At 67.5% G+C, this 17,234-nt stretch carries 12 protein-coding genes and 1 pseudogene; 9 read left to right on the top strand and 4 right to left on the bottom strand.

The annotated features are described in order from the left end of the window. Nucleotides 1-134 precede the first annotated feature (134 nt). Together BME24068_RS25705 and BME24068_RS25700 are read right to left on the bottom strand one after the other, a co-directional pair. Nucleotides 135-1,925, bottom strand: coding sequence for an acyl-CoA dehydrogenase (locus tag BME24068_RS25705; protein ID WP_174927801.1), 1,791 nt, complete (start codon nucleotides 1,923-1,925; stop codon nucleotides 135-137). 740 nt (nucleotides 1,926-2,665) lie between these two features. Then, nucleotides 2,666-3,421 (bottom strand): GntR family transcriptional regulator, encoded by a 756-nt coding sequence (locus tag BME24068_RS25700; RefSeq protein WP_174927800.1) that lies wholly within the window; start codon nucleotides 3,419-3,421, stop codon nucleotides 2,666-2,668. Nucleotides 3,422-4,078: 657 nt separating this feature from the next. Here BME24068_RS25700 and BME24068_RS25695 point away from each other — a divergent pair. The 9 genes and pseudogenes from BME24068_RS25695 to BME24068_RS25655 all read left to right on the top strand — a co-directional run bounded on the left by BME24068_RS25695 (nucleotide 4,079) and on the right by BME24068_RS25655 (nucleotide 14,231). After that, on the top strand, nucleotides 4,079-5,281 hold the full coding sequence (locus BME24068_RS25695; RefSeq protein ID WP_244110716.1) for an NAD(P)/FAD-dependent oxidoreductase: 1,203 nt from the start codon (nucleotides 4,079-4,081) through the stop codon (nucleotides 5,279-5,281). A gap of 121 nt (nucleotides 5,282-5,402) precedes the next feature. Further along, a complete protein-coding gene (locus tag BME24068_RS25690) occupies nucleotides 5,403-6,734 on the top strand; it encodes an MFS transporter (protein ID WP_174927798.1) in 1,332 nt (443 codons plus the stop codon). An 82-nt stretch (nucleotides 6,735-6,816) separates the two neighbouring features. Next, on the top strand, nucleotides 6,817-7,728 hold the full coding sequence (locus BME24068_RS25685) for a dihydrodipicolinate synthase family protein (protein ID WP_174927797.1): 912 nt from the start codon (nucleotides 6,817-6,819) through the stop codon (nucleotides 7,726-7,728). Further along, on the top strand, nucleotides 7,728-9,230 hold the full coding sequence (locus tag BME24068_RS25680; protein WP_174927796.1) for an aldehyde dehydrogenase: 1,503 nt from the start codon (nucleotides 7,728-7,730) through the stop codon (nucleotides 9,228-9,230). Before BME24068_RS25685 ends, BME24068_RS25680 begins: the two co-directional genes overlap by 1 nt. Nucleotides 9,231-9,354: 124 nt before the next feature. Beyond that, the gene (gene yddG, locus BME24068_RS25675) at nucleotides 9,355-10,281 is read left to right on the top strand and encodes an aromatic amino acid DMT transporter YddG (RefSeq protein ID WP_174927795.1); all 927 of its coding nucleotides are present in this window, start codon (nucleotides 9,355-9,357) and stop codon (nucleotides 10,279-10,281) included. 446 nt (nucleotides 10,282-10,727) lie between these two features. After that, complete coding sequence (locus tag BME24068_RS25670) at nucleotides 10,728-11,858, top strand: FAD-binding oxidoreductase (RefSeq protein ID WP_174927794.1); 1,131 nt, start codon at nucleotides 10,728-10,730, stop codon at nucleotides 11,856-11,858. A 124-nt stretch (nucleotides 11,859-11,982) separates the two neighbouring features. Then, a complete protein-coding gene (locus tag BME24068_RS25665; RefSeq protein WP_174927793.1) occupies nucleotides 11,983-13,212 on the top strand; it encodes a M24 family metallopeptidase in 1,230 nt (409 codons plus the stop codon). 51 nt (nucleotides 13,213-13,263) lie between these two features. After that, nucleotides 13,264-13,431 (top strand): annotated as a pseudogene (locus BME24068_RS25660) (formaldehyde dehydrogenase, glutathione-independent); the annotation flags it as partial. Between the two features lie 209 nt (nucleotides 13,432-13,640). After that, nucleotides 13,641-14,231 carry a dimethylsulfoniopropionate lyase gene (locus BME24068_RS25655; RefSeq protein ID WP_174927792.1) on the top strand — a complete coding sequence of 197 codons (591 nt, stop codon included), beginning with the start codon at nucleotides 13,641-13,643 and terminating at the stop codon, nucleotides 14,229-14,231. 118 nt (nucleotides 14,232-14,349) lie between these two features. Here the strand turns inward: BME24068_RS25655 and BME24068_RS25650 are convergent, their stop codons facing one another. Together BME24068_RS25650 and BME24068_RS25645 are read right to left on the bottom strand one after the other, a co-directional pair. After that, nucleotides 14,350-15,528: an AraC family transcriptional regulator gene (locus tag BME24068_RS25650; RefSeq protein WP_174927791.1), complete on the bottom strand. Its 1,179-nt coding sequence runs from the start codon at nucleotides 15,526-15,528 to the stop codon at nucleotides 14,350-14,352. After that, the gene (locus tag BME24068_RS25645) at nucleotides 15,528-17,162 is read right to left on the bottom strand and encodes an AMP-binding protein (protein WP_174927790.1); all 1,635 of its coding nucleotides are present in this window, start codon (nucleotides 17,160-17,162) and stop codon (nucleotides 15,528-15,530) included. The genes BME24068_RS25650 and BME24068_RS25645 overlap by 1 nt, the downstream gene beginning before the upstream one ends. Nucleotides 17,163-17,234: the final 72 nt, after the last annotated feature.

The following is a 17,234-nucleotide window of genomic DNA, read 5'->3' as shown; positions in this document are numbered from 1 at the left end:
TCGCCGCAGACAGCCCGGCGGGGCCGCCGCCGACGATCACGACGTCGTATTCCATCGATTCGCGCGGGCCGTACTGCGCGAGCAAGTCCTGTGTGGTCAAAATCCTGTCTCCTCCTGCGCCCCGACCGTTACGGTCAGAACTGGTCTTCCGTCAACGCGAGCACGCTCTCGTTGCCCTTCGCGCCGACGATCGACGCTTCCAGGCCAGCTGCCTGCACGAGCACGTGTTCCGCATAGCATTGCGCGATCGCGATCTTCGCATCGAAGAACGCCGTGTCGCTCGCGCGGTTCGCATGCGCCGCCAGCAGCGCGCGCGCCATCTGCCATCCGCACAGCACGACGCCCGCGAGCTTCAGGTACGGCACGCTGCCCGCGAACACCGCGTTCGGATCCTGCTTCGCATTCGCCAGCACGTAATCCACCACCGACGACAGCGATCGCGCGCCCTGCTCGAGCTGCGCCTTCATCGACGCAGCTGCTGCGCCGTCCAGCTTGCCGAGCGCCGCGACAGTCTCGCCGATTTCGGCGATCAGTGCGTTGGCGACCGCCCCGCCGTCGCGCAGCGTCTTGCGGCCGACGAGGTCGTTCGCCTGGATCGCGGTCGTGCCTTCGTAGATCGCGAGGATCCGCGCATCGCGGTAGTACTGCGCCGCGCCGGTTTCCTCGATGAAGCCCATCCCGCCGTGCACCTGCACGCCCAGGCTCGCCACGTCGTTCACCATCTCGGTGCTCCAGCCCTTCACGACCGGCACCAGATATTCGTAGATTGCCTGATGACGCGCCCGCGTCGCCTCGTCCGAATGGCGGTGGGCAATGTCGCTGTGCGCGGCGGCCACGTAGGCGAGCGCGCGCGCGCCTTCGGTCAGTGCGCGCATCGTGCCGAGCATCCGGCGCACGTCCGGGTGATGGATGATGGTCACCGACTGCTTGGCCGACCCGTCGACCGGGCGGCTCTGCACGCGCTCCTTCGCGAATTCGGCGGCCTTCTGGTATGCACGGTCGGCCACGCCGATGCCCTGCATCCCGACGCCGAAGCGCGCCGCGTTCATCATGATGAACATGTATTCGAGGCCGCGATTCTCTTCGCCGACCAGGTAGCCGATCGCGCCGCCGTGGTCGCCGTATTGCAGCACCGCCGTCGGGCTCGCCTTGATCCCGAGCTTGTGCTCGATCGACACGCAGTGCACGTCGTTGCGCGCGCCGAGCGAGCCGTCTTCGTTGACCAGGAACTTCGGCACGATGAACAGCGAAATGCCCTTCACGCCTTCCGGCGCGCTCGGCGTGCGCGCGAGCACCAGGTGGACGATGTTGTCCGCCATGTCGTGCTCGCCCCACGTGATGAAGATCTTGGTGCCGAACACCTTGTACGTGCCGTCGCCCTGCGGCTCGGCACGCGAACGCACCAGCGCGAGATCCGAGCCGGCCTGCGGCTCGGTCAGGTTCATCGTGCCCGTCCATTCGCCGGAGATCAGCTTCGGCACGTAACGCTGCTTCTGCTCGTCGGTGCCGGCCGTCAGCAGCGCCTCGATCGCGCCGTCGGTCAGCAGCGGACACAGTGCGAACGACAGGTTCGATGCGTTCAGCATCTCGATGCACGGCGTCGCGATCAGCTTCGGCAGACCCTGGCCGTCGTATTCGGCCGGATGCTGCAGGCCTTGCCAGCCGCCCTCGACGAACTGGCGGAACGCGGCGCCGAAGCCGGGCGTCGCCGTCACGACACCGTCCTTCCAGTTGCTCGGATTGCGGTCGCCTTCGACGTTCAGCGGCGCGAGCACCTCGCCGCAGAATTTCGCGGACTCGTCGAGCACGGCCTGCGCCGTGTCGTAACCAGCTTCCTCGAAGCCCGGCAGCTGCGCAACGGTGTCGATGCCCGCGAGTTCCTTCAGCACGAACAGCATGTCCTTGACGGGGGCGTTATAGCTCATGGTCGATGTTCCAATCAGGCAGTGAAGAGGGTGCGCCACTGAGCCCGCTACGGCAAAACCGGCCAGCTCCAGGCGACGTCGTGACCCATCGTAATGCCGCACCGGCCGTTTCCCATTGTCATATCCGGCCCACATGGTGACAAAACCGGCCACGCGATGCGCAGGCGGCGGGGGCAAGGATCGGCCGGATGCGGGTTTTGGCGGCACCGGTTTCGGGGAAAACGGCGCGCGCAAGCGGCGTGCCCGGCGGCGGGGTCGAAACGGCAGTTCGTGCGCGCCAGGCGGCGATCGGCGGTGGCCGGCGACAGGGATCCGGTTATGGGAATCGCCCAAGGAAGCCGGCCATGGGAGTGTGCGAAGGCGCCCGGTTATGGGAGGATCCTGGCACGCCGTGACGTCTTCGGGATGAAAATCCGGCAGCGGATCGCAGTTGAAATCGTGGGCTGCGGTTCGAGGATCAGCGGGCAGCACGCGGGCTTGCGCCCCGGTCGATCGGGGCATGCGGCGACCCGCTAGCCGACAGGCAGCCACGCGCGACGGCAGCAGCGCTGGCTCGCGCGCCGCCGCAAACATCCGGGGAAATGCCGACCGTACGGCACCGAAAGGCCGCAGCGCCTCACGCCCGCGGCAAGCGCCGATGAATCCGGCCGCGTTGCAAGGCCGGCCGCCGGCGACCCGCGCAAGTCCGCGCGCCGGCCAACCGGCCGATTCGCGCGCGCCCGCAATCGCCAACCCTGCCGCTATCGCTTGTCCTGCGCCAGCACCGGATCGCCGAGGTTCACCGACACGGCCATCCCCTGCGGCGCGGCATATTCGGTCATCCGCCTGCGCGACAATTCGAAGTGATCGCGCACCAGTTGACCGGCTCCGTCGGCATCCTGCCGCTCGAGCGCGTCGATGATCTGGTCGTGCTGGACGACGGCGCTTTCGAGCGTGTGCTGCATCGTGTCCGTCGTCGGATAGCGGTAGAACATCTTCCCGAGCCGCGCGTGATCGATCAGCAGGCGGCGCAGGCTCGGCATCAGATAATCGTTCTGCGCGATCCGGCCGATCTCGAGGTGGAATTCGTCGTTGTAGATCACGCGGTTGGCGACATTGCCGCTGGCGATCGCCGCGCGGAAATTCGCCTGGATCGCGCGCAGCCGCGCGATGTCGTCGGGCGTGGCATTGAGGGCCGCGAGCTGGGTGGTCGCTATGTAGATCAGCGGCGCGGCGATGAAAAAGCTGCGCAGCGACTGGAAATTCATCGACGACACGCGCGGCGCGCGATTCGTCTCGAGCTCGACATAGCCTTCCGCCGCCATCTGCCGGATCAGCTCGCGGATCGGCGGGCGCGACATGCCGAACTCGTCGGCCAGCGCGGCTTCGTCGATCAACGCGCCCGGCGCCAGCTCCATGTTCACGATCCGGCGCCGCAGCGCCTCGCCCAACGCCGACTTGCGATCGACCGTTTGCGCCACATCCGCCGGTGCCGAATCCCCACCCGTTCCTTTCATAACGCTCTCGTCAATGTGAAGCGCGTACTATACGGCCCCGCCCGGGGCCATGGCTAGCGCCGCCCCTTGCCCCGCCGGCTGCGCGCGCTGCGTGCGCGGCCGGCGCCCTGTCCCGCCTCGACGGCCGCGCAACGCGGCATGCAACCGCCCGCGCCATCCGCCGTCTCCTCCATCGCCCGTCGAACCGCCGCATTCGTCGAGGGTTAACCCTCGATTCCCGCGATACGATTGTTAGAATATAGTCTGTCTACTAACTATAGTTTATTGGACGCACGACAAAATATTTTCTTTCCGGAGCGGTGTTTCGAGTGCCTCGCGGCGTCGATCGAGCCGATCCGGGGAGCCAGGCAAGAGTGATCCAGGGACCGGCGCCGCCGGCCCGGATCACCCGCACAGCCAGCGGCTGACATCGCGAATCAGGACATGGGCGCCCTCGCACGCCCATGTCATTTCAATCAACGAGACACTGGATTCAGAAGAATGCTTAGGGTGACTTCGCCGACGGTAGAAGAGGTTGCGCAGCCGCAGCGCGATGCGCGCAAGGTCAGGGTCGGTGCGCTGCCGGCCGACGACCAGGCGTGCGGCTGGTATCACACGAGCGCGCCGCGCGTGTCGCGGCCGTCGCACACGGGCACGACGAAGGCGCGCTGGGGCGTGATCGGCGCCGGCTTCACCGGGCTCGCCGCGGCGCGTCAGCTCGCGCTGAACTTCCCGGACGACGAAGTCGTCCTGGTCGACGCGCAGGACGTCGGCTTCGGCACGTCCGGGCGCAATGCGGGTTTCGCGATCGACCTGCCGCACGACATCGGCGCGGACGACTACATCGGCGACATCGATACCGCGAAGATGACCCTGCAGTTGAACCTGCTCGGCCAGTCGGTCCTGCGCGCGCTGGTCGACGAACACGGCATCGACTGTCACCTGCGCGCATCCGGCAAGTACCAGGCGGCGGTCGAGCCGCGCGGCATCGCGGTGCTCGACGCGTACCGGCGCGGCCTCGACAAGCTCGGCCAGCCGTACGAAGTGATCGAAGGCAAGGACCTGCCGTCGCATATCGGCACCGGCTTCTACCGCAAGGGCCTCTTCACGCCCGGCACGATGCTGCTGCAGCCGTCGGCGCTCGTGAAGGGCCTGGCCGACAGCCTGCCGTCGAACGTGACGCTCTACGAGCACACCGCGATCACCGACGTCGAATACGGCGACAGGATCGTGCTCGCGCATGCCCGCGGCCGCATCACCGTCGACAAGCTGGTGCTGGCGAACAACGCGTTCGGCATGCGCTTCGGTTTCCTCGCGCGCACCATGTTGCCGGTGTTCCTGTACGCCAGCCTCACGCGGCCGCTGACCGGCGCCGAGCAAGCGCGACTGGGCGGCCAGCCGTTCTGGGGCGTGATTCCGGCCGACCCGTTCGGCAGCACGGTGCGGCGCACGCACGACAACCGCATCCTGATCCGCAACAGCTTCAGCTTCAATCCGAACGGCCGCCCGAACGATCGCCATCGCGAACGCGCGCTGGCGCGCCACCGGCTCTCGTTCGAACGCCGCTTCCCGATGCTGCCGGACGTCGGGTTCGACTACACGTGGAGCGGCTCGCTCGCGCTGTCGCAGAACCACAAGGGCTTCTTCGGGCAGCTCGCGCCGAACGTCTATGGCGCGCTCTGCTGCAACGGCCTCGGCATCACGCGCGGCACCGTGACCGGCACGCTGCTCGCCGACTGGCTGGCCGGCAAGCGCGACACGCTGACCGACTTCCTGCTCGCGACGTCGGGCCCGAACCGCACGCCGCCCGAGCCGTTCCTGTCGGCCGGCGTGAACGCCGCGCTCTGGTGGGGCCAGCGCAAGGCCGGCCTGGAGAGCTGAACGGGCCGCGCCGCACGACGACACCATCGAATCCGGGCTTCAGCGATCGGGCCGCCGCCGCACGGCGCGCGCGCGGAGATCGCGCCCACTCATCAGGACATCAGGCAGGAGACAACAGCGAATGGCAAAAACGACGGTATCCATCGAAGACGTACCCCTCAACGGATTTCACCAGTTGCTCACCGTGCGATCGGGCGGCGGCTGGCTCATGGACGGCTACGTGCTCAGCATCATCGGCGTGGCCATGGTGCAATTCTCGGCCGCGCTGCACCTGACCAGCTTCTGGGAAGGCATGGTCGCCGCCTCGGCGCTGCTCGGCATTTTCGTCGGCGGCTTCCTCGGCGGCTGGCTGACCGACCGGATGGGACGCCGCCGGCCGTACTTCTTCGGCCCGGTGCTGTTCATCGTCTGCTCGATCGCGCAGTTCTGGGTGCAGTCGGGCGAGGCGCTGTTCGTGCTGCGCTTCATCACCGGCATCGGCGTCGGCATCGAATATCCGGTCGCCGGCTCGCTGCTGACCGAGTTCATGCCGCGCAAGTATCGCGGCCCGCGTCTCGCGATGCTGACCATCATCTGGTTCTTCGGCGCGGCGCTCGCGTACATCGTCGGCAACATCCTGCTCGCGAAAGGCGGCCCCGACGCATGGCGCTGGGTGCTGGCGAGCCCGGCCGTGATCGGCGTCGCGCTGTTCCTGGTGCGCATCGGCACGCCGGAATCGCCGCGCTGGCTGCTCAACAAGGGCCGCAAGGCGGAGGCCGACGCGGTGATCCGCAAGGTGTACGGGCCGTCGTTCTCGATCCGCAACCTGCCGGAAGAACCGGTCGACCGCAAGGTGTCGCTCGGCGCGCTGCTGCACTCGGGCTACGGCAAACGCATGCTGTTCGTGGTGCTGTTCTGGACCTGCTCGGTGATTCCGGTGTTCGCGGTCTATTCGTTCGCGCCGCGCGTGCTGCAGGCGCTGCGCCTCGAAGGCGACTGGGAAGCGTACGGCTCGGTGGCCATCACGCTGCTGTTCGTGGTCGGCTGCGCGATCGCCACGCGCATCATCAATACGCTCGGCCGCCGCGCGCTGGTGATCCACAGCTTCCTGTGGTCGGCGCTCGCGCTGCTGGCGCTGGGCGCGTGCGCGGAAAGCTCGGCGATGCTGATCCTGGTGCTGTTCGGCGCGTATGCGCTGCTGATCGGCGGCGCCCAGGTGCTGCAGCTCGTCTATCCGAACGAAATCTTCCCGACCGACATCCGCGCGTTCGCGGTCGGCATGGGCGCATCGCTGTCGCGCATCGGCGCGGCGGTCGGCACCTGGCTGGTACCGATCGCACTGCAGAGCGTCGGCATCGGCAACACGATGTACGCGGCGGCGGCCGTGTCGATCGTCGGCCTGGTGGCGTCGATCGCACTCGCCCCCGAGACGGCTTCGCTGTCGCTTCAGGAAGCCGCTTCGCTCGGTCACTGATACGCATGACACGCACGCCGCGGCCGTCGCGGCGGCGGCATTTCCAACGCAATCCTTACTTTCATTTCAGCGGGAGCAAATCATGAATTTCAACGGCATCTACACGCCGGCCATCACGCCCCTGACCGCCGAAGGCGGCATCGACAAGGCGGCGTTCGCCGAAGTCCTCGAGTACCTGATCGGCGCGGGCGTGCACGGCATCATCATCGGCGGCTCGACCGGCGAGTACTACGCGCACACCATGCAGGAGCGCATCGACCTCGGCGCGTACGCGAAGCAGGTGATCGGCACGCGCGTGCCGCTCGTGATCGGCACCGGCGCGATCCGCACGGAAGACTCGATCGAATACGCGAAGTCGGCCCGCGAGATCAAGGCCGATGCGATCCTGGTCGGCTCGCCGCCGTACGCGCTGCCGACGGAGCAGGAAAACGCCGCCCACGCGATCGCCGTGGACCGCGCCGCCGATCTGCCGGTGATCCTCTACAACTACCCGGCGCGCATGGGCGTGTCGATGGGCCGCGCGTTCTTCCGCACCGTCACCGCCGCGTCGAAGAACTTCGTCGCGATCAAGGAAAGCTCGGGCAGCACCGGCCAGCTCCACATGCTGGCGCGCGAATTCCCGAACATCAGCGTGTCCTGCGGCTGGGACGACCAGGCGCTCGAATTCTTCGCGTGGGGCGCGAACAGCTGGGTCTGCGCGGGGTCGAACTTCCTGCCGGCCGAACACGTCGCGCTGCACCAGGCCTGCGTGGTCGAGAACGACTTCCGCAAGGGCCGCCGCATCATGTCGGCGATGATGCCGCTGATGGACTTCCTCGAAGACGCGGGCAAGTTCGTGCAGTCGATCAAGTACGGCAGCGAACTCGTCGGCCTGCGCAGCGGCGGCGTGCGCGCACCGCTGCAGCCGCTCGACGAAGCGAACAAGGCAGCGCTCAAGCAGATCGTCGCCGACGTGAAGCGCGAGATCGCGGCGGTCGTCGGGGGCCAGGCCTGATGGCGGAACTGCTCAGCGCATCGCAATACGCGGCCATCGCGGCCGGGCTGACGCTGCCGACGCAAGCCTTCGTCGACGGGGCGTTTCGCCCCGCCAACTCGGGCAACACGTTCGCGACGCTCAACCCGGCCACCGATCAGGTGCTCGCGCACGTCGCGGCGTGCGACGCCACCGACGTGGACGACGCGGTCGCGCGCGCCAGGGCGGCCTTCGCCGACGGCCGCTGGCGGCAACTGCCGCCGTCGCGGCGCAAGTCGATCCTGCTCCGGTTCGCCGATCTGCTCGAACAGCACGCGCACGAACTGGCGACGATGGAAAGCCTCGACAGCGGCAAGCCGATCCGCGAATGCCAGAACATCGACGTGCCCGAAACGATCCACACGATCCGGTGGCACGCCGAACTGATCGACAAGGTCTACGACAACACCGCGCCGGTCGGCTCGAACGCGCTGGCGCTGGTGGTGCGCGAGCCGATCGGCGTGGTCGGCCTGGTGCTGCCGTGGAACTTCCCGCTGCTGATGCTGGCGTGGAAGATCGGCCCGTCGCTCGCGGCCGGCTGCTCGATCGTCGTCAAGCCGGCGATGGAAACCACGTTGACCGCGCTGCGCGTGGCGGAACTCGCGCATGAGGCCGGCGTGCCGGCCGGCGTGTTCAACGTGCTGCCGGGCGGCGGCAAGGAAGTCGGCGAGCCGCTGGGCCGCCATCCGGACGTCGCGATGGTCAGCTTCACCGGCTCGACCGCCACCGGCCGCCGCTTCCTGCACTACGCGGCGGAATCGAACCTGAAGCGCATCGTGCTCGAATGCGGCGGCAAGAATCCGGCCGTGGTGATGCGCGACGTGGCCGACCTCGACGCGGTCGCGCAGCACGTGGTGAACGGCGCGTTCTGGAACATGGGCGAGAACTGCTCGGCGTCGTCGCGCCTGATCGTGCACGCGGACATCAAGCCGGCGCTGCTCGAACGCATCGGCGTGCAGATGCGCGAATGGAAGATGGGCGACCCGCTCGACCCCGAGCATCGCATCGGTTCGCTGATCAGCAAGGCGCACTTCGACAAGGTTCGCTCGTATCTCGACCAGATCGGCACGGACAAGCTCGACGTGGTGTTCGGCGGGTCGACCGCGAACGGCATCTTCGTCGAGCCGACCGTGGTCGACGGCGTGCGTCCGGACCACGCGCTGTTCCAGGAAGAAGTGTTCGGGCCCGTGCTGGCCGTCACGACCTTCACGGACACCGACGAGGCGATCGCGCTCGCGAACGATTCGGTGTACGGGCTCGCGGCGTCGGTCTACACCAGCAACCTGAACGACGCGATTCATCTGTCGCGTTCGATCCAGGCCGGTGTGGTGACGGTCAACTGTTTCGGCGAAGGCGACATCACGACCCCGTTCGGCGGCTACAAGGCCTCCGGGTTCGGCGGCCGCGACAAGTCGATCTGGGCGCATGACCAGTACACCGAGATCAAGACCATCTGGATTGACGTACCGACCCGCGCCGCATAAATTCATCGCCGCGCGACACCCGCATGCCGGCCGCGATCGCCACGAGCGAGCGCGGCCGGCTTGTCGCATCTGGCGGGCCGTCGGCCCGCAGCAACACATTCACCCGGTATCGGCAGGAACAAGCATGAACAGCAGGAACAGGGCGACGCTGATTGGACTCGTCGCAATCGTTTTATGGAGTTCGATGGTCGGGCTGATTCGCGGCCTGAGCGAAAGCTTCGGCGCAACCGGCGGCGCCGCGATGATCTACACGGGCGCGGCGGCGCTGCTGCTCGTGACGACCGGGCTGCCGCGTCTTGGCGAAGTCCCGCGCCGCTACCTGCTGTGGGGCAGCGTGCTGTTCGTCGCGTACGAATGGTGCCTGTCGCTGTCGATCGGCGATGCGCATACGGCGCGCCAGGCGATCGAGGTCGGCATGGTCAATTACCTGTGGCCCACCTTCACGATGGTGTTCGCGATCCTGTTCCTCGGCCAGCGCGCGAACCTGCTGATCGTGCCGGGCGTGCTTCTCGCGATGGTCGGCGTGGGCTGCGTGCTGGGCGGCGAGCACGGGCTCGATACCGCCGGCATGCTCGCCAATATCGCCGACAACCCGTTCAGCTACGGGCTGGCGTTCGTCGGCTCGCTGATCTGGGCCGCGTACTGCACCGTGACGATCAGGATCGCGAACGGCAAGAACGGCATCACGCTGTTCTTCATCATGGTCGCGATCTCGCTGTGGATCAAATACCTGTTCGACGGCGAGCATACGATCGTCTTCAGTTTCAATGCGCTCGCGTACCTCGTGCTCGCGTCGGCGGCCACAGGTATCGGCTATTCCGCGTGGAACATCGGCATCATGCGCGGCAACGTCGCGATCCTGGCCGGCGTGTCGTACTTCATCCCGGTCATCTCGGCCGCCCTCGCCGCGCTGCTGCTGAACGCGTCGCTGTCGTCCGGCTTCTGGATCGGCGCGTTCTGCGTGTGCGGCGGCTCGATCCTGTGCTGGCTCGCGACGCGCAAGCGCGCGCCGCGCGCCAGCGTGTCGGCGCAGGCCGAACGGTGTACGTAACGGCATCGGCGCGCTTGCTTCGGCCGCACGCATTCGCGCCATGCGCCGGGTGTCCGTACCCACCCCGACAACGGCCTTCGACGTCCCGATTGCGGCGCGTGCGGCCCGCGGTGACAGCGAGCGCGAAACGCGAAGCATCGCCGGCGCCCGCCGGTTCGCGCCGCGCCGTCTCGAACGCCATCCGCCGCCGCGCCATCCCGCTCGTTCGCGCCGAGACACTGTCCGCGCGGGTGCGCGCGACGCATAACCTAAAGTAATGGCGCTCGGAAAATAAAGCGCATTGACGCTGTTTTAGTGCACGCCAATACTCGGCGCACAGCGAAGGCAATCCGGCATGGAGCGAGACATCGGCGCGAGGCGCGATGCCGCCCCGCCATCGAAGCCCGGGCTTTCGCGAACGACAGCATGCACGCCGAGCGTGCGACGCGCCCCAAGGAAGCGATGCCATGAACTCCGTCAACACCCTGTTCGATCCCGCACACGAAGCACACGACCGCCTCTCCCATCCCGGCACGTGGGACAGCACCGGAAGAACCTGGGCGAGCGGCGAGCAGCAGGTCCTGACCTGCTGCCGCATCGTCGACGAGACGCACGACGTCAAAAGCTTCGCGTTCCGCGTGGGCGACGGCTCGCCGGTGCGCTTCGAACCCGGCCAGTTCATGACGGTGTCGGCGAACGTCCACGGCCAGTCGGTCGAGCGCTGCTACACGATCTCGTCGCCGCCGACGCGTCCCTATCTGCTGTCGATCACGGTCAAGCGCGTCCCCGGCGGCGTCATGTCGAACTGGCTGCACGACACCATGAAGCCGGGCAGCCAGCTGCTGGCGTACGGCCCGTCGGGCAGCTTCACGCCGACGGCGGCGCCCGCGGCCAGACTGCTGTACCTGTCCGCCGGCTCGGGCGTGACGCCGCTGATGTCGATGACGCGCGCGAGCATCGATCTCGGGCTCGACCTGGACATCGTGTTCGTGCACAGCGCGAGAACGCCCGCCGACATCGTGTTCCGCAACGAGCTGCGGCGGCTCGAAGCGCTGTCGCCGCGGCTTCGCACGTTCTTCGTCTGCGAAGGCGCCGGCGACGAAGCGCACTGGCCGGGACCGATCGGCCGGCTCAGCCTGCAACTGCTTGCCGAGCACGTGCCCGACTACGCCGAGCGCGAAGCGTTCACCTGCGGGCCGGCCGGCTACATGAACGCGGTGCGCGACGTGCTGCGCACCGGCGGACACGACCCGGCGCGCTATCACCAGGAAAGCTTCGACATCGGCGCCGGCGTCGCGCCGGAACCGGCCGCCCCCGCTGCCGAAGCCGCATCGGAAACCTTCACCATCAAGCTGTCGCGCTCGTCGAAGACGTTCACGATGCATGCGTCCGACACCGTGTTGTCCGCCGCGAGAAAGGCCGGCGTCGCGATTCCGTCGTCGTGCAGCCAGGGCATCTGCGGCACCTGCAAGACCAAGGTGCTCGAAGGCACGGTCGACATGCAGCACAACGGCGGGATTCGCGAGCGGGAAGTCCAGAAGGGTTTCCGGCTGCTGTGCTGCAGCCGCCCGACGTCGGACCTCGTGCTGGAACTGTAGTCGTCCATCGTCAACAGCGCGCGGCATGATCGCCCGTCATTACGAAGGAATCCATATCACTAAGCCGCGCCGACTTCGCATTTCCCTTCAAACGCACCATCGGAACACATTCAGGAGAAACAGCATGGCGGGCAATCAGCGCCTCGATGCGGGCAATGCCATTGACGTGAACCACAGGGAAGCCGTGTTGCGCGATGTGCGCGCCTATCGACTGGCCCGGGTTCAGGCGCAGCTGCTCGCGCACAGGATTCCGGCGATCCTGCTCTACGACCCGGTCAATATCCGCTATGCGACCGATACGTCGAACATGCAGGTGTGGGCCGGACGCAACCCCGCGCGCTACGTGATGGTGTTCGCCACCGGCCGCATCGTCGCGTGGGAATTCCACAGCAGCGAGCACGTGTGGGACGGCCTCGATCTCGATGTGGAACTGCGCGGCGCGCTCAGCTGGACCTACTTCAACGCCGGCCCCGATACGGCGCGCCGCGCGCAAACGTGGGGCGCCGAGATCGTCGACGTGTTCCGCAAGCATGCGCCGGGCGAGCGCTTCCTCGCTGTCGATCGCCTCGACCCGTTCGGCACCGCGTACCTGGAACAGCACGGCCTCACGCTGACCGACGGCCAGGAACTGATGGAAACCGCCCGGCTCATCAAGTCGTCCGGCGAACTCGTACTGATCGGCGAATCGCTGCGCACCGCGGAGAAAGGCATCGAGCGGATGCGCCGCGAACTGCGCCCGGGCCTGACCGAGAACGACATCTGGGCGAACCTGCATGACGAGAACATCCGCCATGGCGGCGAATGGATCGAGACGCGCCTGCTGGCCTCCGGCGACCGGACCAATCCGTGGATGCACGAGTGCTCGTCGCGCGTGCTGCAGGCGGGCGACCTGCTCGCGTTCGATACCGACATGGTCGGGCCGAACGGCTATTGCTCGGACATCTCCCGCACGTGGCTCGTCGGCGACGGCCGCCCGTCGGACGAGCAGCGCAGGCTGTACGCGTATGCGTACGAACAGGTCCACTTCAACATGGATCTGCTGCGGCCCGGCATGACGTTCCGTGAGTTCTCCGAAAAGGCGTGGAAGATTCCCGATCCATTCGTCAAGAACCGCTACTGCTGCCTGGCACACGGCATCGGGATGGTCGACGAGTATCCGGCGATCGCGCACCAGGTGGATTGGGAGAGTTCGGGTTACGACGGCCGGTTCGACGTCGGCATGACCGTCTGCGTCGAAAGCTACATCGGCGCGGAAGGCGGCAGCCAGGGCGTCAAGCTCGAACAGCAGGTGGTGCTGACCGAGCACGGCTGCGTGTCGCTGACCGACTGCGGCTTCGAAACCGACTGGCTGTAAATCGTCGCGGAAAGCGCCGCTTTCCGCCGACTCATCACATCGGGAGACACTATGTCAGGCAATCGCGGCGTTGTTTATGTAGGGCCGGGAAAGGTCGAGGTGCGCGGCATCGCGTTCCCCGAACCGGTCGATCCGTCCGGCCGGAAAGCGAATCACGGCGTCATTCCGCGTGTAGTCGCCACCCATATCCGCGGGTCGGACCAGCATATGGTTTCCGGCGTGCCGAAGCAATGCGTCATCGATCCGCACGGCAGCCTGAAGGCGGCGGCGTGACGCGTCGTCGATAGCGAAGCATGCCGCGGCCGCAACGGCTCCACGGCACGCATCCGGCGGCCGGTCGCGATACCGGCCGCCACGTTCGCCGCGCCGTCCTTTTATGCGTAGACTTTCGTTTCGTCAGGTCACGACCTCGGGGAGCACAGACACAGATGAGCGGGCGTCCAGAGAACATCGAGAATTTCATCCGGGTCGCCAGCGACCTGTTCCGGTCGGAACGGCTGCCCGATTCCGCGCGCGCATTCGCGCCGCGGGTATTCGCGCGGCTGCAAACCGTGTCGGACAACGGCACGCGGCTGCCGACGCGATACCCCGCGTGCGACTGGCTCGACGCCGCGCTCGCGTCGGTCGCGCGCATCGACGCGCAGTGCGCCGAACTCGCACGGTCGATCAAGTCGCTCGAGCCGACGATCGGATGGGGACGGCGCACGTCCGGACGGGACGGCAGCCCGAACTACATCGACGGGCACGTGAACGGGATGATCTGCGGGCCCGGCGGCACGGAAAGCCGCGACGACATCCAGCTCGGCTTTTCGCTGCTGATGCCCGACGTGCGGTATCCGGATCACGGCCATCCGCCGGAGGAAGCGTACGTGCTGCTGACCGCCGGCGAATTCCGGCAGAAAAACGGCGCGTGGTTCGATCCGGGAATCGGCGGCGGCATCCATAACGCGCCGGGCGGGCTGCATGCGATGCGCTCCGGCGATGCGCCGTTTCTCGCGATCTGGTGCCTGCTGAATTGATCCGGCGGCCGGCGCGCACCGCCGTCGAAACGCTCGGCGGCATCGGCGAAGGGATGCCGTCCATGGGATCCCGCAAAGGGAGCCGTTTGTGGGAGCGAGCGCGGATCGAACGACCGCGCTACGCGTGCCGCCGGTAAGTCCCCGGCGTACTGCCCGTCCAGTGTCGAAAGGCGCGATGAAACGCGCTCGGATCGTCGAAGCCGATATCGGCGCCGATCGCCGCGATCGTGTCGAGCGTGTCGGTGAGCCGCTGGATCGCGATGTCGCGCCGCAACTCGTCCTTCAACGCCTGGAACGTCGTGCCTTCGCCGGCCAGATGGCGGCTCAGCGTGCGCACCGAACAGTGCAGATGCTCGGCCGCCTGGTCGATCACCGGCAGGTCGGGCAGCGCCGCCGACAGGTATTGCCGCACGCGATGACACACGAGCTGTTCGCTGAACGATTCGAAGATCCAGTCGCCCGGCGCGCGCGCGAGGAACTTGCGCAGGTTGCGCTTGCTCTGCCGGATCGGTGCATCGAGATAGTCCGCGCTGAAGCGCATCAGCGTGCGCTCGCGGTCGAACTGCACGGAGCCGGAGAAGAAATACAGGTGCTCGACCGCATGACGCGGCCGCGGACACGCGAACTCGATCTGCAGCAACGGAATCTTCTGCCCGATCAGCCAGGAGCACACGCCGTGCACGAGCTTGAGCATCAGTTCCTGGCCGAGCGCGCCGATCGGGCCCATCGCCGGGTTCGGCCGCAGCAGCACCTGCGCGACGAGGCCGTCGCGCTTCGATTCGACGAAGAAGTCGTCGAGCAGGATATGGAAGAACTGGCCGAAACGATGCAGCGCCGTTTCGAGGTTGCGCGCATCGAGCAGGCTCAGGCACAGGTACTTCAGCGTGCCGCCGCGCAGCGGGCGCGAGAAGATGCCCGGCATCTCGTCGTCGAGGTCGATCGCGAGCGTGCGGTACAGCGTCGAGAATTGCTCCTCCGTCACACGCGCATGCGGCTCGCCGAGCAGCTCGAGCGGAATGCCGGCGCCGCGCAGATAGCGCTCCACCACGTCGCGCTGCGCGCCCGCGCTCGCGAGAAAACCGTTGACGAGCGAGATCGGCACCGTGGCGCTCGGCGACGGCAGCGCACGCCCGGGCCGGGCGGAAGGTGAATCTGAACCGGTCATCGCGTCCCCGTCGATCGAACCGCTCGCATTGTACTTGAGCGGCCCGTGCGGGGCTTTCGGGGCTTTCCGGGCCTTGGGGACTCGCGGCACGCCGGTCCGCGCGGCGCCGGCCGCGCGAGGCTTCGGCGTCATCAGTCGGCGCGGCTCAGTTCCCGGCGCAGGATCTTGCCGACCGTCGACTTCGGCAGCCGCTCGACCATGCGAACGATCTTCGGCACCTTGTAGGCGGCGAGACTCGCGCGGCAATGCGCGACGACTTCCGCTTCGGTCAGCGCTGCATCCGGCGCGCGCACCACGAACAGCTTGACGGCCTCGCCGGTGCGCTCGTCGGGCACCCCGATGCACGCGCATTCGGCAACGCCCGGCAGCGCGGTGGCGACGGCTTCCACTTCGTTCGGATACACGTTGAAACCGGACACGATGATCATGTCCTTCTTGCGATCGACGATCTTCAGGAAGCCCGCCGCGTCGAACACGCCGATGTCGCCGGTGCGGAAATAGCCGTCCGCGGTGAACGCGAGCGCGTTCGCTTCCGGCTTTTGCCAGTACCCGCCCATCACCTGCGGCCCCTGCACGCAGATCTCGCCCGCTTCGCCGATCGCCACCTCGCGATCCTGGTCGTCGAGCAGCCTCACGTCGGTCGACGGCAGCGGCAGGCCCGTCGTGCCCGTGAAGGTGTCGATCGACTGCGGATTGAACGTGACCACCGGCGACGTTTCCGACAGCCCGTACCCTTCGCGGATGAAGTTGCCCGTCACCGCCTTCCAGCGCGCGGAGATCACGTCGATCACCGCCGCGCCGCCGCCGGCCGACAGCGTCAGCCGCGACCAGTCGACTTCCTTCAGCCGCGGATGGCCGGCGAGCCCCGCATACAGCGTGTTGACGCCGACGAACACCGTCGGCCGCGCGGCCTTCAGCACGTCGATGAAGCCGTCCATGTCGCGCGGATTCGCGACGAGCCAGTTCTCCGCGCCGATCGCGAAGTAGGACAGGAAGTTCACCGTCAGCGCGAAGATGTGATACAGCGGGATCGCGGTGACGACGACTTCCTCGCCCGGCCGCCGCGCGGCCGGCACGATCGCCGCGAACTGCTGGATGTTCGCGACGAGGTTGCGGTGCGACAGCGCGGCGCCCTTCGACAGCCCGGTCGTGCCGCCCGTGTACTGCAGCAGCAGCAGATCGGCGCCGCCGAGCGCGACGGGCTCGCACTTGAGCGATTCGCCCGCGGCGAGTGCGTCGGCGAGCGCGATCGATCCGGGCGGCAGCGCATCGCACGCGCCGGCCGGCGCATCGACGACGCCGAGATCGCCGCGCCCCACGCTGAGCACCGTCCGCACGCGCGTCTTGCCGACCACGTCGGCGAACGTGCCCATCGACCCGCCGCACACCACCGCCACTTCGACGCCGGCGTCGTTCAACTGGTGTTCGAGTTCGTGCGCCGTGTAGTGCGGGTTCACGTTGACCTGGATCGCGCCGATCCGCGCCACCGCGACGAACACGACCGGAAACGCGAGCACGTTGGGCAGCATCACGGCCACGCGGTCGCCCTTGCGCACGCCGACCACCTGCTGCAGGTACGCGGCGAGCGCGGTCGACAGGCGGTCGACGTCGGCATAGGTGAGCGTGCGGCCGTACGCATGGAACGCGGGCTGCCCGGCGAAGCGGCGCATCGCGTCGTCCAGCAGCGCGGTTACGGAAGGATGGCGATCGGCATCGATCTCGGCGGGGATCGAGCCGTACGACCCGATCCAGTGTCTCTTTGTCATGTCCTGCTCCTCGGGGGACGGCGCCACGCAGCGCCGTTCGCACGGCGGCCGTGCGCCGAACGGGCGCAGGCC

The organism is Burkholderia anthina (genome assembly GCF_902498995.1).
Lineage (GTDB): Bacteria > Pseudomonadota > Gammaproteobacteria > Burkholderiales > Burkholderiaceae > Burkholderia > Burkholderia anthina.
This window is presented reverse-complemented; position numbering and strand designations above follow the sequence as displayed.